The 22,585-nt window shown below is 65.2% G+C and carries 24 protein-coding genes and 1 other RNA gene; 13 read left to right on the top strand and 12 right to left on the bottom strand.

Annotation, left to right across the window (positions count from 1 at the left end; all coding sequences use genetic code 11):
* The first annotated feature begins 9 nt into the window (after window positions 1-9).
* Both AC5RTS_RS06060 and AC5RTS_RS06055 read left to right on the top strand, forming a co-directional pair.
* Complete coding sequence (locus tag AC5RTS_RS06060; protein ID WP_493991172.1) at window positions 10-1,053, top strand: ABC transporter permease; 1,044 nt, start codon at window positions 10-12, stop codon at window positions 1,051-1,053.
* Window positions 1,050-2,834 (top strand): ABC transporter ATP-binding protein, encoded by a 1,785-nt coding sequence (locus tag AC5RTS_RS06055; protein ID WP_493991171.1) that lies wholly within the window; start codon window positions 1,050-1,052, stop codon window positions 2,832-2,834. Before AC5RTS_RS06060 ends, AC5RTS_RS06055 begins: the two co-directional genes overlap by 4 nt.
* A gap of 27 nt (window positions 2,835-2,861) precedes the next feature.
* Here the strand turns inward: AC5RTS_RS06055 and AC5RTS_RS06050 are convergent, their stop codons facing one another.
* A complete protein-coding gene (locus AC5RTS_RS06050) occupies window positions 2,862-3,827 on the bottom strand; it encodes a zinc-binding dehydrogenase (RefSeq protein ID WP_493991170.1) in 966 nt (321 codons plus the stop codon).
* A gap of 147 nt (window positions 3,828-3,974) precedes the next feature.
* Between AC5RTS_RS06050 and AC5RTS_RS06045 the strand changes: the two genes are divergently transcribed.
* Window positions 3,975-4,049, top strand: coding sequence for a 50S ribosomal protein bL37 (locus tag AC5RTS_RS06045; RefSeq protein WP_369299106.1), 75 nt, complete (start codon window positions 3,975-3,977; stop codon window positions 4,047-4,049).
* 94 nt (window positions 4,050-4,143) lie between these two features.
* Here the strand turns inward: AC5RTS_RS06045 and rsrA are convergent, their stop codons facing one another.
* A complete protein-coding gene (rsrA, locus tag AC5RTS_RS06040; protein ID WP_493991169.1) occupies window positions 4,144-4,404 on the bottom strand; it encodes a mycothiol system anti-sigma-R factor in 261 nt (86 codons plus the stop codon).
* Window positions 4,401-5,084, bottom strand: coding sequence for a sigma-70 family RNA polymerase sigma factor (locus AC5RTS_RS06035; protein ID WP_227903418.1), 684 nt, complete (start codon window positions 5,082-5,084; stop codon window positions 4,401-4,403). Before AC5RTS_RS06035 ends, rsrA begins: the two co-directional genes overlap by 4 nt.
* Before the next feature lie 292 nt (window positions 5,085-5,376).
* Between AC5RTS_RS06035 and AC5RTS_RS06030 the strand changes: the two genes are divergently transcribed.
* The 7 genes from AC5RTS_RS06030 (at window position 5,377) to AC5RTS_RS06000 (ending at window position 12,477) form a co-directional block, all read left to right on the top strand.
* Complete coding sequence (locus tag AC5RTS_RS06030; protein ID WP_493991168.1) at window positions 5,377-5,925, top strand: DoxX family protein; 549 nt, start codon at window positions 5,377-5,379, stop codon at window positions 5,923-5,925.
* Window positions 5,926-5,930: 5 nt separating this feature from the next.
* The gene (gene aroA / locus AC5RTS_RS06025; RefSeq protein WP_493991167.1) at window positions 5,931-7,250 is read left to right on the top strand and encodes a 3-phosphoshikimate 1-carboxyvinyltransferase; all 1,320 of its coding nucleotides are present in this window, start codon (window positions 5,931-5,933) and stop codon (window positions 7,248-7,250) included.
* Window position 7,251: 1 nt separating this feature from the next.
* Window positions 7,252-8,367: a ribosome small subunit-dependent GTPase A gene (gene rsgA, locus AC5RTS_RS06020; protein WP_493991166.1), complete on the top strand. Its 1,116-nt coding sequence runs from the start codon at window positions 7,252-7,254 to the stop codon at window positions 8,365-8,367.
* A gap of 93 nt (window positions 8,368-8,460) precedes the next feature.
* Window positions 8,461-9,270 (top strand): histidinol-phosphatase, encoded by an 810-nt coding sequence (hisN, locus tag AC5RTS_RS06015; protein ID WP_493991165.1) that lies wholly within the window; start codon window positions 8,461-8,463, stop codon window positions 9,268-9,270.
* Window positions 9,271-9,272: 2 nt separating this feature from the next.
* Entirely contained in the window at window positions 9,273-10,043 is a 771-nt protein-coding gene (locus AC5RTS_RS06010; RefSeq protein ID WP_493991164.1) for a class I SAM-dependent methyltransferase, read from the top strand.
* Window positions 10,044-10,118: 75 nt separating this feature from the next.
* On the top strand, window positions 10,119-11,225 hold the full coding sequence (locus AC5RTS_RS06005) for a carboxylate-amine ligase (RefSeq protein WP_493991163.1): 1,107 nt from the start codon (window positions 10,119-10,121) through the stop codon (window positions 11,223-11,225).
* A gap of 151 nt (window positions 11,226-11,376) precedes the next feature.
* Complete coding sequence (locus AC5RTS_RS06000; protein WP_493991162.1) at window positions 11,377-12,477, top strand: carboxylate-amine ligase; 1,101 nt, start codon at window positions 11,377-11,379, stop codon at window positions 12,475-12,477.
* Window positions 12,478-12,499: 22 nt separating this feature from the next.
* On the opposite strand, the gene AC5RTS_RS05995 is transcribed toward AC5RTS_RS06000, so the two are convergent.
* Window positions 12,500-14,203, bottom strand: a complete 1,704-nt coding sequence (locus AC5RTS_RS05995; RefSeq protein ID WP_493991161.1) for a glycoside hydrolase family 13 protein — start codon at window positions 14,201-14,203, stop codon at window positions 12,500-12,502.
* 212 nt (window positions 14,204-14,415) lie between these two features.
* Here AC5RTS_RS05995 and AC5RTS_RS05990 point away from each other — a divergent pair, with 212 nt between their 5' ends.
* Window positions 14,416-14,916: a DUF1269 domain-containing protein gene (locus AC5RTS_RS05990; RefSeq protein WP_493991160.1), complete on the top strand. Its 501-nt coding sequence runs from the start codon at window positions 14,416-14,418 to the stop codon at window positions 14,914-14,916.
* A gap of 127 nt (window positions 14,917-15,043) precedes the next feature.
* On the top strand, window positions 15,044-15,427 hold the full coding sequence (locus tag AC5RTS_RS05985; RefSeq protein WP_493991159.1) for a hypothetical protein: 384 nt from the start codon (window positions 15,044-15,046) through the stop codon (window positions 15,425-15,427).
* A 64-nt stretch (window positions 15,428-15,491) separates the two neighbouring features.
* Here AC5RTS_RS05985 and AC5RTS_RS05980 read toward each other — a convergent pair whose 3' ends face one another.
* The 8 genes from AC5RTS_RS05980 to prfB all read right to left on the bottom strand — a co-directional run bounded on the left by AC5RTS_RS05980 (window position 15,492) and on the right by prfB (window position 22,114).
* Window positions 15,492-16,124: a uracil-DNA glycosylase family protein gene (locus AC5RTS_RS05980; protein WP_493991158.1), complete on the bottom strand. Its 633-nt coding sequence runs from the start codon at window positions 16,122-16,124 to the stop codon at window positions 15,492-15,494.
* 238 nt (window positions 16,125-16,362) lie between these two features.
* Window positions 16,363-16,734: a transfer-messenger RNA gene (gene ssrA / locus AC5RTS_RS05975) on the bottom strand.
* A gap of 66 nt (window positions 16,735-16,800) precedes the next feature.
* Window positions 16,801-17,160, bottom strand: coding sequence for a hypothetical protein (locus tag AC5RTS_RS05970; RefSeq protein WP_493991157.1), 360 nt, complete (start codon window positions 17,158-17,160; stop codon window positions 16,801-16,803).
* On the bottom strand, window positions 17,157-17,630 hold the full coding sequence (gene smpB, locus AC5RTS_RS05965; protein WP_493991156.1) for an SsrA-binding protein SmpB: 474 nt from the start codon (window positions 17,628-17,630) through the stop codon (window positions 17,157-17,159). Before smpB ends, AC5RTS_RS05970 begins: the two co-directional genes overlap by 4 nt.
* 60 nt (window positions 17,631-17,690) lie before the next feature.
* Window positions 17,691-19,016, bottom strand: a complete 1,326-nt coding sequence (locus AC5RTS_RS05960) for a peptidoglycan DD-metalloendopeptidase family protein (protein ID WP_493991155.1) — start codon at window positions 19,014-19,016, stop codon at window positions 17,691-17,693.
* Window positions 19,017-19,150: 134 nt separating this feature from the next.
* Window positions 19,151-20,053: a permease-like cell division protein FtsX gene (ftsX, locus tag AC5RTS_RS05955; RefSeq protein WP_493991154.1), complete on the bottom strand. Its 903-nt coding sequence runs from the start codon at window positions 20,051-20,053 to the stop codon at window positions 19,151-19,153.
* On the bottom strand, window positions 20,050-20,805 hold the full coding sequence (gene ftsE, locus AC5RTS_RS05950; RefSeq protein WP_493991153.1) for a cell division ATP-binding protein FtsE: 756 nt from the start codon (window positions 20,803-20,805) through the stop codon (window positions 20,050-20,052). The genes ftsX and ftsE overlap by 4 nt, the downstream gene beginning before the upstream one ends.
* Before the next feature lie 190 nt (window positions 20,806-20,995).
* Window positions 20,996-22,114 (bottom strand): peptide chain release factor 2, encoded by a 1,119-nt coding sequence (gene prfB / locus AC5RTS_RS05945; RefSeq protein WP_290244659.1) that lies wholly within the window; start codon window positions 22,112-22,114, stop codon window positions 20,996-20,998.
* Between the two features lie 165 nt (window positions 22,115-22,279).
* Here prfB and AC5RTS_RS05940 point away from each other — a divergent pair, with 165 nt between their 5' ends.
* Complete coding sequence (locus tag AC5RTS_RS05940) at window positions 22,280-22,564, top strand: hypothetical protein (protein ID WP_493991152.1); 285 nt, start codon at window positions 22,280-22,282, stop codon at window positions 22,562-22,564.
* Window positions 22,565-22,585: the final 21 nt, after the last annotated feature.

Below are 22,585 nucleotides of genomic sequence, written 5' to 3'. Positions count from 1 at the left end.
GGTAGAGCAATGACAGAAAACAATCCCTCAGCGGACGGGCCGAAGGACAGCAGCCAGGAACTGGCCGCCATGACGCTGGCAAGCCAGCGCACGGTCACCGCGGACGCACCCGCTACCCGGGACATCATCACGGAACCTAAAATCACCGAGGCAAAGAGCCAGTCCCGGCTGGTCCGGGAACGCTTCTTCCGGCATAAAGGCGCCCTCGGCGGCATGATCGGCCTGGCCCTGATTGTGCTGCTGGCCTTCTCTTCCATCGGCTTCCATATCGGCCCGCTGCACATTCCGGGCTGGTGGAAGCACTCCTTCACCGATGTCATGGCCACCGTCGACGGCGGCAAGCCCACGCTGTCCTGGACCGGACTGGGCGAGCATCCCTTCGGCCAGGACGCCCTGGGCCGGGACTACTTCGCCATGACCATGCGCGGGGCGCAGATCTCCCTGATCATCGCGTTCATCGTCGGGATTGTGGGTACCATCATCGGCACCGTGATCGGCGCCCTGGCCGGCTACTACCGCGGCAAGGTGGAAGCGGTACTGATGCGCTTCACCGACGTCATCATCACCATCCCCCTGCTGGTGGTCGCTGCCGTGCTCTCCACCATCGTGGCCAAGGCCGGCATCGTGGTGTTCGCCATCTTCCTCGGCATGCTCACATGGACCGGGCTCGCCCGTATTGTCCGCGGCGAGTTCCTGTCCCTCCGGGAGAAGGAGTTCGTGGAGGCGGCGAAGTCGGTGGGTGCGAGCTCCTCGCGGATCATCTTCAAGCACATCCTGCCCAACACCGTGGGCGTCATCATCGTGTCGGCCACGCTGGCCATTTCCGGTGCCATCCTGCTCGAAACCGCGCTCGGCTTCCTGGGCCTGGGCGTGCAGGAGCCGGACACCTCCCTCGGCAAACTGATTAATGAAAACCGGTCCGCGATGACCGTCCGCCCGTGGGTCTTCCTATGGCCCGGCGTCTTCATCGTGGCCATCGCCCTCACCGTGAACTTCATCGGCGACGGCCTCCGGGATGCGTTTGATCCCCGACAGACAAGGAACAAGCAATGACCTCCACACCGGTATACAGCGACGCCCCGGCCACGGGAACCGGAACCCCCATCCTTGAGGTCTCCGGGCTGGGCGTCGATTTCAATGTCGACAATGAATGGGTCATGGCGGCCGAGGACGTCAACTACCGTGTCTACCCGGGCGAGATCCTGGCCATCGTGGGCGAATCCGGGTCCGGAAAAAGCATGTCCTCCATGGCGCTGCTCGGCCTGCTTCCGGGCAACGGCCGTTCCAAGGGCAGCGCAAAGCTGCAGGGCAAGGAGCTCATCGGCGCGCCCCAGTCGGCGCTGCGGAAGGTCCGCGGCAATGACATTGCCATGATCTTCCAGGAACCGATGACGGCGTTGAACCCCGTGCTGACCGTCGGCGAACAGGTCAAGGAGATCATCGAACAGCACACCGATGCTTCCCCTGCCCAGGCGAAGGAACGGGCCATTGAGCTGCTGCGCATGGTGGAGATTCCCAACCCGGAAGAGCGTTACGAGAACTATCCGCACCAGTTCTCCGGCGGGCAGCGGCAGCGTGCCATGATCGCCATCGCGATTGCCAATGACCCCATCCTGCTCATTGCGGACGAGCCCACCACGGCCCTTGACGTCACCGTGCAGGCCGAAGTGCTGGAACTGCTGCGCAAGCTCAACAAGCGCCTCAACAGCGCCATCCTCCTGATTACCCATGACATGGGCGTGGTGGCCGACCTTGCGGACAACGTCATCGTGATGCAGAACGGCCGCATCGTGGAAGCCTCGTCGGCGACGGACCTCTTCGGCGCCCCGCAGCAGGCCTATACGCGGGCGCTGCTCGATGCCGTGCCGCACCTTGGCTCAAAGGTGGGCGGCGTACTCGCGGCCGTGGAGGTCGAGGACGACGGCTCGCTGCAAATCACCGAGGCCCCCCGCGAGGTGATGATCGCCTCCGAGGAGGTGGCCGAGCCGACGTCGTCGCAGACCCCCGCCCTCCAGCTGGAGAATGTCGCCATCGAATACCCCGGGAGGTTCCGCCAGCCGGCGTTCCGCGCGGTGTCCGATGTTTCGTTCACCATCATGCCCGGCGAGGTGATGGGCCTGGTGGGCGAATCCGGATCCGGCAAGTCCACCATCGGCCGGGCAGTGACCGGGCTGCTTCCGGTGGCGGACGGCAGCGTCCGGATCAACGGCACCGACATTGCCGGGCTCTCGCCCAAGAAGATGCGGCCGCTGCGGCGCAAGTTCGCCATTGTCTTCCAGGACCCGGCGGCGTCGCTGAATCCGCGCATGTCCATCGGTGAAAGCATCGGCGAGCCGCTCTTCCTGCATGAGAAGCTGAGCAAGGCCGAGCTGGATAAGCGGGTGGAAGGGCTCCTGGATGACGTCCAGCTGCCCAAGGCGTTCCGGAACCGGTACCCGCACGAGCTCTCCGGCGGCCAGCGCCAGCGCGTAGGCATTGCCCGCGCCCTGTCGCTGCGGCCCTCGCTGCTCGTGGCGGATGAACCGACGTCGGCCCTGGACGTGTCGGTGCAGGCCCGGGTGCTCGCGCTGCTGCAGGACCTGCAGCAGGAATACGGCTTTGCCTGCCTCTTCGTCAGCCATGACCTGGCCGTGGTGGAAATACTCGCCAGCCACATCGCGGTGCTGAACAAGGGGCGCATGGTCGAGCAGGGATCCACCGAGCAGGTCCTGAAGTACCCGCAGGATCCGTACACCCGCCGCCTGCTGGCGGCGGCCCCGGTACCGGATCCGGCAGAGCAGGCCTACCGCCGCGAGCAGCGCAACGCCCTGCTCGCGGCCGGCAGCACCGAATAGCCGGATCGCCGGCGTACGGCGGCGGCGTCAGTGGCGGAAGACAATCTTCCCCACAACGTCGCCGTCGTGCATTTTGCGGAAGCCCTTCTCCGCGTCCTCCAGGGGCAGCACGGAATCAATCTCCGGCCGGACTCCGGTTGCCACGAGGAAGTTCACCAGCCGCTGCAGTTCGGCGCGGGTTCCCATGGTGGAGCCCAGCACCCGCAGCTGCAGGAAGAAGACCCGGTTGAGATCTGCCGGCGGATTGGGGCCGCTCGTGGCTCCGCAGGTGACCACGGCACCGCCGGGCTTCAGGGATTTCAGCGAGTGCGCCCAGGTGGCCTGGCCCACCGAATCGAAGACGGTATCCACCCGCTCCGGCAGCCGTGCACCGGACTCAAAGACCTGGTCCGCTCCGAGCGTCAGCGCGTGCTCCCGCTTCTCCGCGCTCCGGCTGGTGGCCCACACCCGGTAGCCGGCCGCCGAGGCCAGGCTAATGAGTGCAGTCGCCACTCCCCCGCCGGCGCCCTGGACCAGGAGGGTGGAACCGGGCGCGGCAGGATTGACCGTAAAGAGCATCCGGTAGGCCGTCAGCCATGCCGTGGGCAGGCAGGCTGCCTCCTCGAAGCTCAACTCCGCGGGCTTCGGCACCAGGTTCCGGGCCGGGACCCACACCTCGTCGGCCATGGCGCCGGGGAGCCGTTCGGACAGCAGGGTGCGCTTCGGGTCCAGGGTTTCATCGTCCTCCCAGTCCGGTGAGGAGATGACACCGTGGACGATCACCTCGTTGCCGTCGTCGTCGATCCCGGCCGCGTCGCAGCCCAGGACCATCGGCAGGGCATCGGCTGCCAGGCCCACCCCCTGCAGGGACCACAGGTCATGATGGTTCAGTGCCGATGCCTTGACCCGGACCCGGCGGAACCCTTCGGGCGGCTGCGGAGCATCGAAATCACCCACCTGCAATCCGCTGATCGGATCTTCCGCGGACTGCTTCTGTGCATACACTGCTCGCATCGTGAACTCCCTCACATCGGGTTCGGTTTTCTGGCGTGCCCTCCATCCTAGGGGACCGTGCCTGCGGCCGCCCGACGCGCGTTAGGTGTGCACATAAAGCATGTGGGACACTGGAGGGCAGAACTTTTCGAATCAAAGGAGGCAGCTATGAGCAAGCGTGCACGCAAGCGTCGTGACCGTAAGCGCGGCGGCGCTAACCACGGTAAGCGTCCCAACACCTAAGCAGTGCTTGGTAGCCGCGTGGCCCACGGGCCAGGCACAAAGAACCCCCGGAACCTGACGGTACCGGGGGTTCTTTATTGCGTTGGGTGCGCGGCTAGTGGTCCGCGGTCTGGATCTGGCTGATGCGGCTAAGGATGTTGGCCTTCAGGGTTGCCGGGGCCGCTTCCGTGCAGGAACGCTTGACCACCGAACGGATAACGCATTCGAGGTCATGCTCCTCTGCACATTCCGGGCACCCCTCCAGGTGTTCCTTGATCTCCACAAGATCCTCGTGGGACAGGGCACCGTCCAGGTATTCGTACAGCCGTTCAATGCGGGCGTCTTCGCAATCGCCCAGGCTTTGGCAATCGCTCATAGCTCATTCCCCTGTTTCTTGGTTGATGCGCCAACGGCTTCGGCTGCGGGCACCTTGCCTTTGATTCCGCGCTCATGGGCGTATTCCGCCAGGAGCTCGCGGAGCAGCTTACGCCCGCGGTGCAGCCGTGACATCACGGTGCCGATCGGCGTGTTCATGATTTCTGAAATTTCCTTGTACGCGAACCCCTCCACGTCGGAGAAGTACACGGCCAGCCGGAATTCCTCCGGTATGGACTGCAAGGCGTCTTTGACATCCGAATCCGGCAGATGGTCCAGCGCAACGGCTTCAGCCGAGCGAAGCCCGGTGGAGCTGTGTTCCGCCGCCCGTGCCAGCTGCCAGTCCTCCACACCGTCCGAATTCGCCTGCAGGGGCTCCCGCTGGCGCTTCCGGTAAAGGTTGATGTAGGTGTTGGTCAGAATCCGGTACAGCCACGCCTTGAGGTTGGTCCCGGGGCGGTACTGGTGAAAGGCGGAGAAAGCCTTGGTGTAGGCCTCCTGCACCAGATCCTCCGCGTCCGACGGGTTCCTCGCCATGCGCATGGCGGCAGAATAAAGCTGGTCCACATACTGCATGGCGTCCTGCTCAAAGCGCAGCTTGCGTGCCTCGTCCGTTTCGGTGGCAACGTCGAGCTCGAAGTTTTCCACGTGGGGGCTGCCTTCCGGCGCGTCAGTTCTCATCACCTCCCAGTCTACGGTGCGGGCGGGCACCCGTACGCGTAGCTTCGGCTCACGGTCGGCCCGCGCCTGTATCAGCGTGGCGGCTGGCACTATACGTCTCCTGACGGTTGGTTGCCTTGCGATATATGTGCCAACGATGCCCCCGGGCACGGTATTCCCGCAGATTCCCGCAGCCCCGGTACCGGAACTCAGGACCGCCCGCTGTGCCTTGCCGGCGGAATGCCAGACTAAGGTGGAGGCAGCACCAAATGTTGTTTTTTCGCGTAACTTGTGGATTCACCAGGAGGCCCTTATGTCGATAGTCCGTTTGTTTGCCCGCCCGCTTCTCGCCACAGGCTTCGTCGCTGTGGGCGTGGAACGCCTCAGGAACGTTGACCAGACAGCGGAGCAGCTGGCGCCGACCCTGAAGCGAATCGGAAGCACTGTGCCCTCCGCGGCGTCCCTGGTCGCCAACCCGACAATGGTTGCCCGCGTCCTCGGCTACACCCAGGTGGGGGCCGCATCCCTGCTCGGCATGGGCAAGATGAGCCGGCTCGCCTCGCTGCTGCTGGCAGGCACGGCTGCCCTGAACTCCGTGGTGGAGTACCGCAACGCCGAGGCGTCCACCGCGCAGGAGCGCAAGGAACGCCGCTACCAGCTGCTCAAGAACCTTTCCCTCATCGGCGGCGTCCTGCTCTCCGCCGTCGACACGAACGGCCGTCCCGGCCTGGCCTGGCGGGCCAACCACCTGGCAGCGGACACCGGCCGGAAGACCCGGGCGGTATCCAAGTCGGTAAAGAAGAGCACCCGCAAGCAGCTCGCCGCCGTTTCCAACGCCGCTTCGGACATCGTGGGTTCCTAGCTGCAATGAATGCTCCAAACGCCGGGGCGCCGGCAATCTGGCCGGCGCCCCTCGCCACCTCCCCCGTGGACGCGGTCCTGTCCGTCCCCGGCTCCAAATCCCTGACCAACCGTTACCTGGTCCTCGCAGCCCTGACGGAGGGCCGGTCCAGGCTGCGGGCTCCGCTTCATTCCCGGGATTCGGAGCTGATGGTCGCAGCCCTCAGGGCCCTTGGCGCCACGGTGACCGAAGCCGAAGGAACCGGAGCCTTCGGCCCGGACCTGCTGGTTGATCCCCTGCCGGCAACCGCTCCCGGCGGTCCGAGGCAGGTGGACTGCGGGCTGGCCGGCACGGTCATGCGTTTCGTACCTCCCCTGGCCGCCCTGCTCCGGGGCAACACCTCCTTCGACGGCGATCCCCACGCCCGTACCCGGCCCATGTCCGCCATCATCGACGCGTTGCGCGCCCTGGGGGTGGGTATTGACGACGGCGGCACGGGCTCCCTGCCTTTCACCGTTTCCGGTTCGGGACAGGTGGCCGGCGGCCGGCTGGAGATCGATGCCGACGCATCCTCGCAGTTCGTCTCCGCCCTGCTCCTGGCCGCCCCCCGCTTCGAGCAGGGACTGCACCTGATCCACACCGGCCGCGTCCTGCCCAGCCCGGACCACATCGCCATGACTGTTTCGGTGCTGCGCAGCGTCGGTGTTGACGTGGATGATTCCGTCCCCTTCGAGTGGCGGGTGGCCCCCGGGCCCGTGGCGGCCTTCGACGTCACCATTGAGCCCGACCTTTCCAACGCCGGACCGTTCCTGGGCGCCGCCCTGGTGACCGGCGGCACCGTCAAGGTGACCGGCTGGCCGGAGAAGACCGACCAGGTCGGCGATAAATGGCGCAGCATCCTTCCGGCACTGGGGGCCAGTGTCTCCCTCTCGGACGGAACCCTTACGGTTACCGGCACCGGCACCATCCACGGTGCCGAACTGGCGGACACCAGCGAACTGGCACCCACCGTCGCCGCCCTCCTGGCCCTGGCAGATTCGCCCTCGGTCCTCACCGGGATCGCCCACCTGCGCGGGCATGAAACGGACCGGCTGGCGGCACTGGTCACCGAAATCAACCGGCTCGGCGGAGATGCCGAGGAGACCGCCGACGGCCTGCTGATCCGGCCGGCGGCCCTGCACGGCGGAACCTGGGAAACCTATGCCGACCATCGGATGGCCACGGCAGGTGCGCTGATCGGCCTGACGGTGCCCGGCGTCGTCGTCAGGGACATCGGCACCACTGCGAAAACCCTGCCGGAGTTCCCCGAACTCTGGCAGCAGCTGACCAACACGGCGGTGTCCTGACATGGCGCGCAGCACCTCCGGCTGGGATGAATCAGATGTTCGGATCCGGCCGAACAAAAAGGGCTCCCGTCCGCGGACCAAGGACCGGCCGGCCCATGAGGACGCCGTCATCGGCCGCATCATCACCGTGGACCGGGGACGGTACACGGCGGTCGTGGATGAGGACACCGCGCAGGAACGCACGGTAATCGCAGCCCGGGCACGGGAACTGCGCCGCACCCCTGTGGTGGCCGGAGACCGGGTGGCACTGGTGGGCGACGTGTCCGGCGCCCCGGACACCCTGGCCCGCCTGGTGCGGGTCGAGGAACGCGACACCGTGCTGCGGCGCAGCGCCGACGATACCGATCCGGTGGAACGGGTGGTCGTCGCCAACGCGGACCAGCTCGTCATTGTGGTGGCCGCCGCCAACCCGGAGCCGCGTACCGGATTCATAGACCGCGCCCTCGTGGCCGCCTACGACGCCGGCATCTCCCCCGTTCTGTGCATCACCAAGGCGGACATCAAGGATCCCGCCGAGCTGCTGGCCAATTACGAGCACCTGGATATGGACGTCATCATCAGCCGCACCGCGGCCGCCGATGCCTCCGGCATCGATGCCCGTTCGGACGACGGCCTTTCCGCCCGGCTGCAGGGCACCGCCGTTGAAGCACTGCACGAAGTACTGAAGGGCAGTGTCAGCGTCCTGGTGGGCCCGTCCGGCGTCGGCAAGTCCACCCTCGTCAACGCCCTGACCGGTTCCACCCGTGCCACCGGCGGCGTTAACGCGGTGACCGGACGCGGCCGGCACACCTCCTCGTCCGCTCTCGCGCTGCGCCTGAGTGACGCTCCGGCGGGCAGCTGGATCATTGACACGCCCGGCATCCGTTCCTTCGGACTGGCCCATGTGGATCCGGACCGCATCCTGCAGGCCTTCCCTGACCTGGAACCCGGTACCGCCGGCTGCGAGCGGGGCTGCCGGCACGATGCGGCAGCCGTGGGCTGCGGGCTGGACCCATGGGTGGAGGAAGGCCATGCCGGACCGGCCGGACCCGCCCGGCTGGCCTCGCTTCGCCGGCTGCTGGGTACCGGCACCCGGACCGAAAACAAATCCTCCGCCAAGGAGCTTGGCGAACAGTAGGCACGGGCTCCCGCCCGTCCCATCCGCAGGACACTGCCCCGGTGTGGGCGTAATGCCGGGCAGTGTCCGCCGAATAAGGATAAGTTGAACAGTATGCCGTTCGTTCAGAACTACAACGATGACCTACGCCTGGCCCATGTCATGGCCGACTCCGTGGATGACCAGACCATGTCCCGGTACCGGGCGCTGGACCTGAAGATCGAGACCAAGCCCGACTTCACCCCGGTCACTGACGCCGACAAGGCCGCCGAAGACGCCATTCGGGGCCAGCTCTCCCGCGCCCGTCCCCGTGATGCTGTCCTGGGCGAGGAATTCGGTTCCTCCGGTTCGGGACCCCGCCGCTGGATCATCGACCCGATCGACGGCACCAAGAACTTCATCCGCGGTGTGCCCGTCTGGGCCACCCTGATTGCCCTGGTCGACGACGGCGTGCCCGTTGTCGGGCTCGTCAGCGCCCCGGCGCTGGGCAAGCGGTGGTGGGCGGCTACCGGGACCGGAGCCTACATGGGCCGTTCCCTCGCTGCCGCCACCCGGCTGCACGTCTCCAACGTGTCCAACCTGTCCGATGCGTCCCTCTCCTATTCCAGCCTGGGCGGCTGGAAGGACCGGGGAAACCTGGAGGAATTCCTGGACCTCACCGAATCGGTGTGGCGCACCCGGGCCTACGGCGACTTCTGGTCCTACTGCATGGTGGCCGAGGGCGCCGTCGACATTGCCTGCGAACCCGAGCTGAACCTGTATGACATGGCTGCCCTCGTGCCGATCGTGACCGAGGCCGGCGGGCGTTTCTCCTCCCTCGACGGCGAGGACGGACCGTTCGGCGGGAATGCCCTGGCCACCAACGGACTGCTGCACAGTGAAGTGCTGCAGCGGCTGAATCCCGACCTGGACGACCTGCTGTAGCAGTGGGTGCCACCGGACCACGGCTCGAGTCCCTGAGGCGCCGGCAGCTGGCCGACAGCTATCGGGAGGGCGGCGAGCATTATGACCGCATCCGCCCCGGTTACCCTGCCGAAGCCGTTCACTGGCTGGTTTCCCGTCCCGGCTCCCAGCCCGTCCGCGACGTGGCCGACGTTGGTGCCGGCACCGGGAAATACACCCGCGAGCTGCACGCCGCCGGGCTGAACGTCCATGCGGTGGACCCCTCTGCAGACATGCTTTCCCAGCTTTCCAGGGCGCTGCCCGGGGTACCCGCCACCATCGGCACGGCCGAGCAGACGGGGCTGCGGGATTCCTCCATGGACGCCGTCACCGTGGCCCAGGCCTGGCACTGGTGTGATCCGGATGCCGCCAGCCGCGAATTCGCGCGCATCCTGCGACCGCACGGCATCCTTGGGCTCATCTGGAACCAGCTGGACGTCAGCGTTCCCTGGGTACACCGCTACTCACGCATCATCCACGCCGGTGACGTTATCCGCCCGGGCTTCCGGCCCGTCCTCGGCCCGGAATTCTCCCTTGACGAGTTCTCCACCGTGGCCTGGACGCAGCCGATGACTCCCGAGGACCTGTTCGAGCTGGCCAAATCCCGCGCGTTCTATCTTTCGGCCGCCCCGGAAGCACGCCGGCGGCTGGAGTCGAACCTGGCCTGGTACCTGTACGAGCACCTTGGCCACCGGCCCGGAGACCCGCTTGACCTGCCGTACCTGACCCTGAGCTGGCGGGCCCTGCGGACCTGAACCGGGTGCTTTCCGCCTGCAGCGCTACGTAGAATTGTCTCGGTCCGGTGTTTCCTGGCGCAGGGAGATATTCAGATGGCCTCACCTTTCGGCATTGAAGAAGAGTTCCTCCTTATTGATCCGCTGACCGGGTTCCCTACCGGTTCCCAGCAGGTGATGCGCACCCTCACAGCCGCCGTACGCCCCAACTTCAACTCATCGGTGGAACTGCTTGAGGCGCAGGTGGAAAGCTCCACTCCGGTGTGCACCAGTACGCAGGAAGCGATGGACTCCCTGTTGGAGTTCCGCACCCTGCTGGCGTCCGCATCCTCGGCCGCCGGAGTGCGTGTAGCCGCCACCGGAGCGGCCCCGCACATTCCGGACACGCCACCCTTGCTGACCGCTACGGAGCGCTACCGGAAAATGGGCCAGCTGACGGGCGGGGTTGCCCGCGAGCAATACGTCAACGGGACCCACATCCATGTGGGTATACCCACCCGGGATGCCGGCGTACATGTGCTCAACGGGCTGCGGCCGTGGCTGGCCCTGCTGGGGGCCGTCGCGGCGAACTCCCCCTACTGGCGGGGGCAGGACACCGGCTTTGCCAGCTGGCGGATGGTGCACTACCGGCGCTGGTCCGTGCAGGGCTGCCCGCCGGTCTTCGCCGATGCCGCCGACTACGACCGGCGGCTGCAGGGCCTGCTGGAGACCGATGTGGTGCTCGACGCCGGCCACGTAGGCTGGGCGGCGAGACTCTCCGAAAGCTACCCCACGGTGGAGGTCCGGATCGCCGACGCACAGCTCGAGGCCGGGGACTCCGTGCTGCTGGCCGCGCTGGTCCGGGGGCTGGTCAGCTCCCTCGCGGCCGGCGAGGCACCGGCCCCGCCGGACCCGGAGCTGCTCGACGTCGGACTGTGGCAGGCAGCCCGCTTCGGGTTGGGGGCGAACCTGGTGGCCCATCCCGGCGGCAGCGCGCCGGCCGCAGCCCAGCTGGCCGCACTCCTGGATTTTGTATCTCCGGCCCTGGACGAGGCCGGGGACACGGACTTCGTCACCGCCGGGATCCACCGCATCCTGGGCGGACACTCCGGCTCCGCCGCGGGTTCAGGGACGGGGGCCGAACGGCAGCGCCGGGCTGTCCGCCAGGGCGGCGAACCGGCCCTGGCCGAGCTCTTTACCCGTTCCCTGGTCCTCGAAGCCTGAGATGCCCCTGTCCGGGAAGCTGCGGCCGGACAGTCCAGCTTCATGCCAAGGTTGCGGATTTTCCGCTGACGCCGGGCGGAACTAGTCTCGGGGAGGAACAAAAACTGCGGCGCCGGTTGGGGTCCGGCTCGAAAACCCACGGGAGACACACATGGCGACATTGGGCATCGAAGAGGAATACCTTCTCCTTGATCCATCCACCGGGCTGCCGGTGCATAAGGCAGCCGAGGTGGAGGCCTTCCTGCACCGCTCCTCCCGGATCACCGAAGGTGAAATCCAGCGGGAGCTGCTGAGCTGTCAGCTGGAAACCGCCACGCCGGTGTCAGCCACCCTCACCGAAGCCGAAGAGTACCTCCTTAATTTCCGCGGCCAGCTGGAGGCGGGTGCCCGCAAGGCCGGTGTCATTGCCGCCGGCACGGCCAGCGCGCCACGCACCGAAGAGCACTACCCGGAGCTGACGGACAAGGACCGCTACCGCGACCTGCAGGCAAGCGCGCCGGGAATTGTCGGCGACCAGTTCGTCAACGGCCTCCACGTCCATGTGTCCGTCCCGGACCGCGAAACCGGCGTCCAGGCACTGAACCGCATTCGTGAGTGGCTTCCCGTCATCATTGCCCTCAGCACCAATTCACCGTTCTGGCTGGACCGGGACAGCGGCTTCGGCAGCTGGCGTGTGGTGCATTACCGCCGGTGGCCGGTCCAGGGCTGCGCACCGGTCTTCCGTGACGCGGCGGATTACGAGCGCCGGATCCAGCGGCTGGTGGATTCGGGTGCCATCATCGACCGCGGTGTGCTGACCTGGATGGCCCGGCTGTCGGACACCTATCCCACACTGGAGGTGCGCGCCGGGGATGCGCAGCTTCAGGCCCGGGACAGCGTCCTGCTCGGCGGCATCATCCGCGGGCTGGTCAGCACAGCAGTGGCCGAGGCCCGTGCGGGCGTGCCGTATTCGAGTCCGGACGACGAGCTGCTGGATGCCGCCATGTGGCAGGCGGCGCGGGACGGGCTCACGGGAGAACTCGTGAACCCGCTTACCGCCCGGCTTCTGCCTGCCCGGGAACGCGTGGACGCGTTGATGGCGTTCATTGCAGAGGCCCTGGAGCAGGAGGGAGATACCCAGTGGGTGCAGGCCGGCCTGGCCGGGCTGTGGGAAAAGGGCACCGGCGCACAACGCCAGCGGCAGGCCATGCGGGAAGGCGGAATGCCCGGACTGTTGGAGCTGTACGCGGCAACACTGACCGGTGAAGCGTAGGCGGCGCCTCATCCCCCGCGCCTCATCCCCCGGGGTACAGGGACACGTCCAGGATCCTTGCTTCCCACGGACGCAGCAGACGGTGGTCGCCCGGAACCGTGTAGTTGCCCAGGACCAGTTCGCCTGACTCCAGATTTGCAGGCACACCGAGTTCCGCGCCGGAGACATTGCCCAGGACTAGCAGCGCCTGGTCTCCGCGCGTGCGCTTGAAGGCAAACAGTGTCGGGTGTGCCGGATCAAGCATGCGGAAGTCGCCCATGGATACCAGCTCCGACTCGTGCCGCAGCCGGATCAGCTGCTGGTAGTAGCGAAAAACGGACTTCTCAGCGGCCCGGTCCGCCTCCACGCTCGTTTCGGGAAACCCCTTTCCCAGCGGGATCCACGGCTCGGCTGTGCTGAACCCGGCGTAGGGTCCGGAGGTCCACTGCATGGGGGTGCGGGCGTTGTCCCGGCTCATCCGGCGCAGGGACTCCAGCACGGCTTCCTGATCCATCCCCAGTCGCAGGGACTCGGCGTAGTGGTTGAGTGACTCCACGTCCCGATACTGCTCGATCGAGGTGAACCCGGCACTGGTCATACCGATCTCTTCGCCCTGATAGACGTAGGGAGTCCCGCGCTGCAGATGCAGCAGGGTCGCCCACAGGGTGGCGGATTCATACCGGTACCGTTCCTCATCGCCGAAGCGCGAAACGATCCGGGGTTGGTCATGGTTGCTCAGGTAAAGGCTGTTCCACCCGGTTTCCGCCAGTCCCCGCTGCCAGCGGTTCCAGGAGGTTTTCAGATCGGCCAGGTCCAGGCCACGGTAGTCGAACTTCCCGCCCGGTCCCTGGTCCAGGCTGACGTGTTCAAACTGGAAGACCATGTCCAGCTCATGCCGCCTCCGGTCCGTATACAGGCGCGCCTGCTCCACCGTTGCGCCGGGGGTCTCGCCCACCGTGAGGTACTCACCAACGCGTTCGCTGAAGACCCTTTGGTGCATCTCCTGCAGGAACTCGTGGATCCGCGGCCCATTGACGTAGTACGGGCTTCCGTCGCCCCAGACGCCCTTTGTTTCAGAGACTCCGTCCGGCAAAGCGGGATCCTTGGAGATGAAGTTAATGACGTCCATACGGAACCCGTCTACACCCTTGTCCAGCCACCAGTTCATCATCTCGTAGACACGCTCCCGGACCCTGGATACTTCCCAGTTCAGGTCCGGCTGCTGCGGCGTAAACAGATGCAGGTAGTACTGTCTGGTGTGCTGGTCGAAGGTCCACGCCGACCCGCCGAACAGGGACCCCCAGTTGTTCGGCTCGGCACCGGGTTCCCCCGCGGTGAAGCCGGGCCTGGGATTCCGCCACCAGTAACTGTCCCGCCGCGTGGAGCTGCGGGAGGACCTCGACTCCACAAAAGCGGGATACTCACTGGAGGTATGGTTCACCACCAGGTCCATAATCAGTTTGATCCCGCGCCCGTGCAGGCCCTCCAACAGTTCATCCAACTGCTCGTTGGTGCCGAACAGCTCGTCCACCCGGCGATAGTCGCTGATGTCATAGCCGTTGTCGAACTGCGGCGACTGGTGGATCGGCGACAGCCAGAGAACATCAATGCCCAGGTCCTGCAGATGGTCAAGGTGTTCAATGATCCCGCCGATGTCGCCGATGCCATCGCCGGTTGTATCGGCGAAACTGCGGGGATAGATCTGATAGACCACTGCGTTGGCCCACCACGGGGTACTCGGTTCCATGGCAGGCCGTCCTTTCCCAGTCCCTGGCCTCTCTCCCTGCATGCTACGTCGGCGGGCGCCGCCGGCACAGGCCCCGGACGACTTCCCGCCCAAGCTCCCCGCGGATGGCTTTTTGCCTTGTACGCGCCCCATGCACACCGATAACGTTGGCGCTGCCGGCGGGTCCCTAGTGCGGACACCTTCGTCGAACTCAACCGTTTGGAGTAACTGCCATGGCAACACTGACCGTTTGGAAATTCTCTGACGCGGGGGCCGCGGAACGCGCCACGGAAACCCTCGCCAGCCTGCAGTCCCAGGGGCTGATCACTGTCCAGGATGAAGCAATAGTCACCTGGCCCGAAGACAAGAAAAAACCCAAGACCATCCAGGAACATCATCTGGTGGGAGCGGGAGCCCTGGGCGGCGGCTTCTGGGGGCTTTTGTTCGGCCTGATTTTCTTTGTTCCGCTGATCGGCGCGGCCGTCGGCGCAGCAGTGGGTGCGCTTTCCGCATCCATGGTCGACGTGGGAATCAACGACGACTTCATCAAGCAGGTACGTCAGGAAGTGACGCCGGGCACCTCCGCCCTGTTCGTCCTGTCCAGCGACGCGGTGGAAGATCGGGTGGCCGAAGCGTTCAAGGGCTACGAGGGCATGAAGCTGATCTACACCAACCTCTCAAAGGACCAGGAAGCCAACCTCCGCGAGGCCTTCTCTGAGGCCACGCCGGCCTAGGCACAAGCCCTGTAACACCGAATCACCGTGGCGGGATGGTGGCCGCATGGCCGCCGTCCCGCCACCGGCGTTTCAGCGGCTCGCTGCGTGATTCGGACGCAGCCCGGCACGCCGTATCGTTTAACTGATGATTACTCGACGCCAAGCCGCACAGATACTTGATATTCCGCTCGAAATGGCCACCCGTCACGGCCTGCCGCCACGGATGGAGGACGCCGAGCTGGCCAGGCTCCAGGCGGACCCGCCCGGATGGCTGCGCCAGTCCCGGGCCAACCGGACAGGGAAACGCCCGGTATGGGTGGAGCTCTCCTGCACCGTGTGCGGGTATTCCGAAACTGCACGGCCGAAGAAGTGGTGGCCGGAGTTCACGTTCCTTGCGTGCGAGGACCACAGCATCCGGGAACTGCCTGCGCTGCCCGACGGTGCGGTGCGCAGCGAGTACCCCGGAGTGGGTTCCCGGTTCATTGGCGTGGTGGACTCTGCCGTTGGTTCCCCCGCAGACCGGGACTGAGAACTCCCCGGGCCCGGCCGGCGGGGCCGGGCCCGGAAAACCGGTGCAGCGCACCGGGTAGGGGTTAGCGGGCCGGGCTCAGACCGGTTCGCGCCATTGCGTCGGTATAGGCGGCCTTCATGTCGTCCAGCGCCTCCTGCTGGCGCTCGGCGGTGGCGCCGAAGGAACGCCCGGAGAGGGAGCGGGCCTTGTAGACCTTGAAGCTCCGGCGGTAGATCATCCGGTTCTCGGTCTTCAGGAAAGCAGCAGCCAGGCGCTGCGCCTCCGTACCGTGGGCCACGATGACCGAAGCGCGCGGCACTAGTGCAAGGAAACGCAGCAACGGGCGAAGCCCTTCCTGCACCTGTTCCTTGGTGAGCTTGCCGTTCGGCTCGCCGGGCACGTGCCAGGGATAGGTGTTCCACGGCATCACAAACTCGGGGCGCAGACCGGCCTGCCAGTGGACGCCGAGGAGCCGCGCCATGGCGTCGTTGTCCCCCGCCGTGATGAATCCGGACTCGTGCGCTTCGCCGATGTTGGAGAAAAGGCTGACGATCCGGCACTCACCGATATCGTGCATGGGGTCCACGTAAGGGACCTGGCTGCCCGGCTTTATTTCGGCGAGGGCGTCGCAAAGCTGGTTCACTTCCGCAACATTGGGGTCGTACCGTCGGTTCCAGAGGTCATCATGCTGGGATTCAACTGCCGGGCTTTGCATAAAGTGGTGCGTCTCCTACGAGGTCTTTCGACCGGTCATATCGCCCGCTCCGGTGGGGGCCGGCGCGGGTAGTGCTTCAGTGCAAGTTTAGCAACGTGTCCCGCACGCCCCGGCTGCAGGGGCCCGGTTGACGGGCCAAACGGGTGCGGGTGTGAGAAACAACTCCGCGCAGCATGCCGCCTGTTGTTAAACACAAAACGGGACGCGTCCGCGGACACGTCCCGTTGTGAGTGGAACACAGTGGAGATGGGGGGAATCGAACCCCCGTCCGATGTCGCTTTGTCAGGGCTTCTCCGGGCGCAGTCTGCATCGGATTTTCTCGGTCCCAGCCATCACGCAAACAAGTGGCTGATCCGGACCCAGCCGTCTAAAAGTCCCGAACACCCCAACGGCGAAGGTGTTCAGCAGTGGCTCTCTAAATGACGCCAGACACCGGGGCGAGAGCATCCCCGGGCTGACGGACTATGCCTTACTGCTTAGGCAGCAAGAGCGAAGTCAGTGCGCTTTGATTCGGCACTTATTGGTTTACAGAGATCGTTAACGAGATAACCCTGTATCCTCGGCCCGCTTCCCCTGTCTCAACAAAACATCGTCGAAACCGGTCATCCCCTTATTGAGTTGCCAATCCGGCCGGAGCCGGAACACCCATTGTAGCCCATGCACCCGGGGAGGGGTTTCAGAGGGTGAACCCCAGAACGACAACAGGCGCCTGCCAGGCGACGAGGAGGATCCAGGAGACCAGGACAAAAAGGACGGAGAGAATACTCAGCGCCGTCATTCCCGGCGCCTTGCGTCGGAAGGCCCAGGCAAACAGGGCTATGTTGGCCCCGACCAATACGGGGGCCAGCCACACCAGCACTGTAGCCAGATAGAGATAGAAGGCGAGGAAGAAGGGCACCACCACCAGGATCACCACGGGCAGGACGGCAAGGACTATCAGCAGGTCAACGGCTGCCACTGCCCAGGTCCAGGCCGGCTTACGGACCGACACGTCCTCGGCGGCATCCGGCTGCGCTTCCCAGAAGGTACCGCTCATGCGCCGCGGTTCTTCTCCCGCATGGCCCGCAGTGCCTCACGGTTGTCCTGCTTCTCCCGCAGGGTGTGGCGTTTGTCGTACTCGCGCTTACCGCGTGCAACGGCTATCTCAACCTTTGCCCGCCCGTCAACGAAGTAGAGCTGAAGCGGGACGATGGTGAAGCCGGATTCAGTGGTCTTGCGCATGATTTTCTCGAGCTGCTCGCGGTGAAGCAGGAGCTTGCGCCGGCGGCGGGCAGCGTGGTTGGTCCAGCTGCCGTTGAGGTATTCGGGGATGTAGGCGGCTTCGAGCCAGAGTTCGTTGTTGTAGAACGTGGCGAAGCCGTCCACCAGCGAAGCCCTGCCCTCCCGCAGCGATTTCACCTCGGTTCCCATCAGGACCATACCGGCCTCATAGGTGTCCAGGATTTCGTAATCGTGCCGGGCCTTGCGATTGGTGGCCACTACCTTCCGGCCACTTTCCTTAGGCACGGGGCAACTCCTTAGTAATTCAGCGTCAGCTGGTCTTTGAGCGAAAGTTCTATTGTAGGCCTACAACAGACCCATCGGGTCAACCAGGTTGCCGTTGAGCACCGTCTCGAAGTGCAGGTGGCAGCCGGTCGAGTTGCCGGTGCTGCCGACATAGCCGATCAGCTGGCCCTGGTTGACCCACTGTCCCCCGCGAACGGCGAAGCCGTTGAGGTGGTAGTAGTTCGTAGCGAGGACATTGCCGCCCACCACGCCGTGGTTCAGGACAATCCGGTTGCCGGTGCCGATCATTTCGCCGCCGCCCTGGTCCGCGCGCCAGACCTCGCCGGCGGCCGCGGCGTAGACGGGCGTGTTGCAGGCCGGAGCAAAGTCGATGCCCGAGTGCAGGTACCCGCCGTTGCCGAAGAAGTCGATGGAGCCGGCCGGGGTGGCACGCCATCCGTAGCCGGAGGAGACGGGTGCGCTGACCACCGGGTACCGCAGGCCGAAGGACGAGGGGCTCGAGGGTGCCGGAACGGTTTGGACGGGAGGAGCCGGCCGGTTGTTACGGGCGGCCTCTTCGGCTGCTGCCCGGTTCGCGGCATCGATGCGGGCCTGCTCACGCTTGCGGTGCTCCTCGAGGAGTATCCGCTGCCGCTCGGCGATATCCGCGGTAACCTGCGCGCTTTCCTTCTCCAAGGTGGCCATCTGCGCCTGCAGCTTGGGTTTCTGCGCCTCGAGTTCCTTGTTCATGGCGGAGGTCTCCGCGATGAGGCTGTCCACTTTGGCCTTCTCGGCGGCGGCGGCGTCGCGCGCTGCCTGTTCAGCCTTCAGCGCTTCTTCCGCCTGGGCCTTCAGCTTATTGATCTCCTCCGCGACGGCGGCCAGCCGTGCTTCGGAGTTGAGGTTGTTCGCATTCTGCTGGGAGAGCTTCTCCACTGCTGCGTTCTGCCCCTTGAGCGCCTGTTCGGCCATCCCGAGCGAATCCGTCAGGCTGTCGGCACCCTTTGCACCGAACATCAGCGACAGGGTGGAGGGGACTCCGCCGTTTTTGTAGGCCTGGGACGCAATCTGGCCGATGGCCTTCTCGGTGGCCGCTATCTCTTCGCGGTCCTTTTCGATCTGGCCCATGATGGTCTCGTGCGTGTCCTGCGCCAGGGCCACCCGGTCATTGAGTGCTCCGACCTTGTCCGCGGCGGTGTTCACCCGGCCCTCGGCATCAGCCAGCTGCTGTTGCGCAGCCGGCAGCTGGCCGTTGTAAATGTTCAACTTGGCCACGGTCTCGGCAATGTCCGCACCAAGATACTCGTAGTCCTGCTGGACCTGCTGCTTTTCGGCCTCGATGGCTTCGAGCCGGTTGTCCAGTTCGTCAGCGCTGGCGGTACTGGTGAAGGCTATTGAAAGGGTCATGGTCAGGAGCACAACAACACCCGCGACCGCCCGTGATGCATGGGCGCGTCGGGACCGCTTGGACACGGCATTATCCATTGACGAGACTCTCCATGATGTTCAGCTTTCTGTTCGCCCAGGTACTGCTCATGACTCTAAACCTTCAGGTAACGACGGAGTGTCAAGAGCGAGGATACGCCAGCCAATAGCGCCCCGAGAACAAGTAAGACGGGTGTCAGATACAGAACCTGTTCCGAGGAGATAAAGGCTGTGGTGGGGTACTGCTTGGCCAGCGCCCCGATAAAGAAGTGTGCAGTGCTCCACAATGCCACAGAAGCGAGGATTGCGCCGATAACGGCTGCAATCACGCCCTCCAGGACAAAGGGCAGCTGGATGACGGCCTTGGAGGCCCCGACCAGGCGCATGATGCCCGTTTCGCGCCGGCGGCTGAAGGCCGAGAGCCGGATGGTTGTCGCTATCAGCAGGATGGCGCAGATCAGCATCACCGCTGCCACACCGAGGGCAGCCACGGATGCCAGGTTCAGATACGTGAACATTTTCTCGAAGAGCTCGCGCTGGTCGCTGACTGATTCCACTCCGGGTTTGGAGGAAAACGCCTCATTGATGACTTCATACTTTTCCGGGTCCACCAGGCTCACGCGGAAGGACTCCGGCAGCATTTCCGCGGTAATGCTGTCCACGATGGGCGAATTCGCAAACTGCTCGCGGAAGTGCGTCAGCGCGGTTTCCTGGTCTTCGTACTCCACGCTTTCCACGTACCGGTCGGCCCGCAGATCGGCTTCGACGGCGTCGCGCTGTTCATCGGTCACCGCGCCCGCGGCACAGGAGGCGGAGGTGTCGTTGTCGGTGCACAGGTATACGGCCACCTGCACCCGGTCATACCAGTAGCCCTTCATCTGCCCGATCTGCAGCTGCAGCAGCCCGGCCGCGCCCACGAACGTCAGGGACACAAAAGTCACGAGGACTACCGAGACCACCATGGACAGGTTCCGGCGCAGGCCCGAACCGATTTCACCGAGGACAAATGCCAGCCTCATTCGGACACCCCGCTTTCCTGGCGGCCGGGTGCTTCGGGCAGCGGCTCCGGATCCTGTTCGGCCCCGGGCTCGCCCAGGTAGATGCCTTCACGTTCATCACGGATGATCTGCCCGTTGCGCAGTTCCACCACGCGCTTGCGCATGGCATTGACGATGTCGTCGTCGTGGGTGGCCATGACCACGGTGGTGCCGTTCTGGTTCACCCGGTCCAGCACCTTCATGATTCCCAGCGACGTGGTGGGATCGAGGTTGCCGGTGGGTTCATCCGCGAGGAGGATTCCGGGCTTGTTGACAATGGCGCGGGCGATGGCCACACGCTGCTGCTCGCCGCCGGAGAGTTCATGCGGCATGCGGTTGTCCTTACCCTCCAGTCCTACCGTCTTGAGGACTTCGGGTACGGAGTCACGGATCACCGCACGGCTGCGTCCGATCACCTGCATGGCGAAGGCAACATTGGCGAAAACCGTTTTGTTGGGCAGCAGGCGGAAGTCCTGGAAAACGACGCCGATTCCGCGGCGGAGCCGGGGAACCCGCCAGCTGGGGATTTTCGCGACATTCGCCCCGGCAACGTAGACCGTGCCCTTGGTGGCGTGCTCTTCCTTCATGATCAGGCGGATAAAGGTGGATTTACCCGATCCCGAGGCGCCCACGAGGAAAACGAACTCCCCGCGGTCCACGTCAAGGCTGACTGAGTTGAGCGCAGGCCGGGATTTCCGGTCATACAGCTTGGTGACATTGTCGAATGTGATCATGACTACTTAGTGCCCATGGAGCGGCCGGAGACACGGGCCTTGGTTCGGGGTATGGGCACCGGCTCCTCGACTATAGCCAGCTTGCCGGACAATGGGCCAGAACCGGCCGGTGCGTGTCGGACCCGCGGGTGGGTCACGACGACGGCGCCTGCGCGGCGATGCGCCGGTCAAGGCCGCGATTTCCTGCAGGTTACTTGCGCGCCGAGACACTGCCGTTGGCGCGCCAGCGGATGCCGGCGTCAATGAAGTCGTCAATCTCGCCGTCGAACACCGCGGAAGTGTTGCCCACTTCGTGTTCGGTGCGCAGGTCCTTGACCATCTGGTAGGGATTGAGCACGTAGGACCGCATCTGATCACCCCAGGAGGCTTTGACGTCGCCGGCGAATGCCTTCTTCTCGGCGTCCTCCTGCTCCTTTTTCAGCAGCAGCAGCCGTGACTGCAGCACCCGCATCGCGGCGGCACGGTTCTGCAGCTGCGATTTCTCGTTCTGCATGGAAACCACGGTGCCGGTGGGAAGGTGCGTGAGCCGGACGGCGGAGTCGGTGGTGTTCACGGACTGGCCGCCGGGGCCGGAGGACCGGAAGACGTCCACGCGGATCTCGTTGTCCGGGATCTCGATGTGGTCGGTCGGCTCAATCAGTGGAATCACTTCGACGGCGGCGAACGAGGTCTGCCGGCGGCCCTGGTTATCGAACGGGCTGATCCGCACCAGCCGGTGCGTACCGGCCTCCACCACGAGGGTGCCGAACGCATAGGGGGCCTTGACTTCGAAGGTGGCCGATTTCAGGCCCGCCTCTTCCGCATAGGACGTATCCAGGACGGTGGTGGGGTAACCGTGGCGCTCGGCCCAGCGCAGGTACATCCGCAGCAGCATTTCGGCGAAGTCCGCCGCGTCCACTCCCCCGGCGCCGGAACGGATCGTCACGACGGCCTCGCGGGCGTCGTACTCACCGGAAAGCAGCGTGACCACTTCCAGCTGGGACAGCGACTTGCGCAGCGACTCCAGCTCGGTCACCGCCTCAGCCTTCGACTCGGCGTCGGCCTCGTCCTGGGCCAGCTCCACCAGGACCTCGAGGTCATCGATGCGGGACTCGATCTTCTCCAGGCGTTCCAGCTCCGACTGGCGGTGCGAGAGCTTGGAGGTGATCTTCTGCGCCTCGGCGGGATCGTCCCAGAGGTCGGGCACGCCGGCCATTTCGCTGAGCTCTTCGATGTCCTCTTTGATCTTTGCCACATCCGAGACCTCTTCAATGGAGGCGAAAGTGGAGCGGAGGGCGCGGATTTCTGCGGGAAAATCTATTTCTGCCATGGTGCTTACAGCCTACGCCATGTCCCTGCGCCGCTGCCCGCCGCCGTCGTCGTACGGGCACACGGGACACCGGACGCGCCGGGCCGATGCGCGCAGCGGTGATCGGGGACGGCGTTAGGTTAAGAGTACGGATATGGAATGTTCGCCCTTTCGAAGGAGCCTGTCGTGACCCATCCCGAGCGCGGACACATTTACACTTTGGACGAACTCAATGACCTCGCCGAGCAGGGCGATCCCTGGGCCATGGGGAAAATGGACGAGTGGGAGCAGCACTTTTCCAACGAATACGTGGGCAATATGAAGGACAAGTGTCCCGACGGCGACTGCGAACAGTTCGGGGAGCCGGTGACCATTTGCTACGGCGAAAACGGCCGGATCCTGGACATCGACCACGGCGGCTGGGGCCACGGTCCGGCCCGTGAGGCGGCAGAGCAGCGGAAGGCTTCGTAGGTTTTCACCACCGCGCCGGCG

Source organism: Arthrobacter sp. MDT1-49-2 (assembly GCF_059090185.1).
Note: the sequence above shows the minus strand (reverse complement) of the source record. Positions and strands in the feature narration are given on the sequence as shown.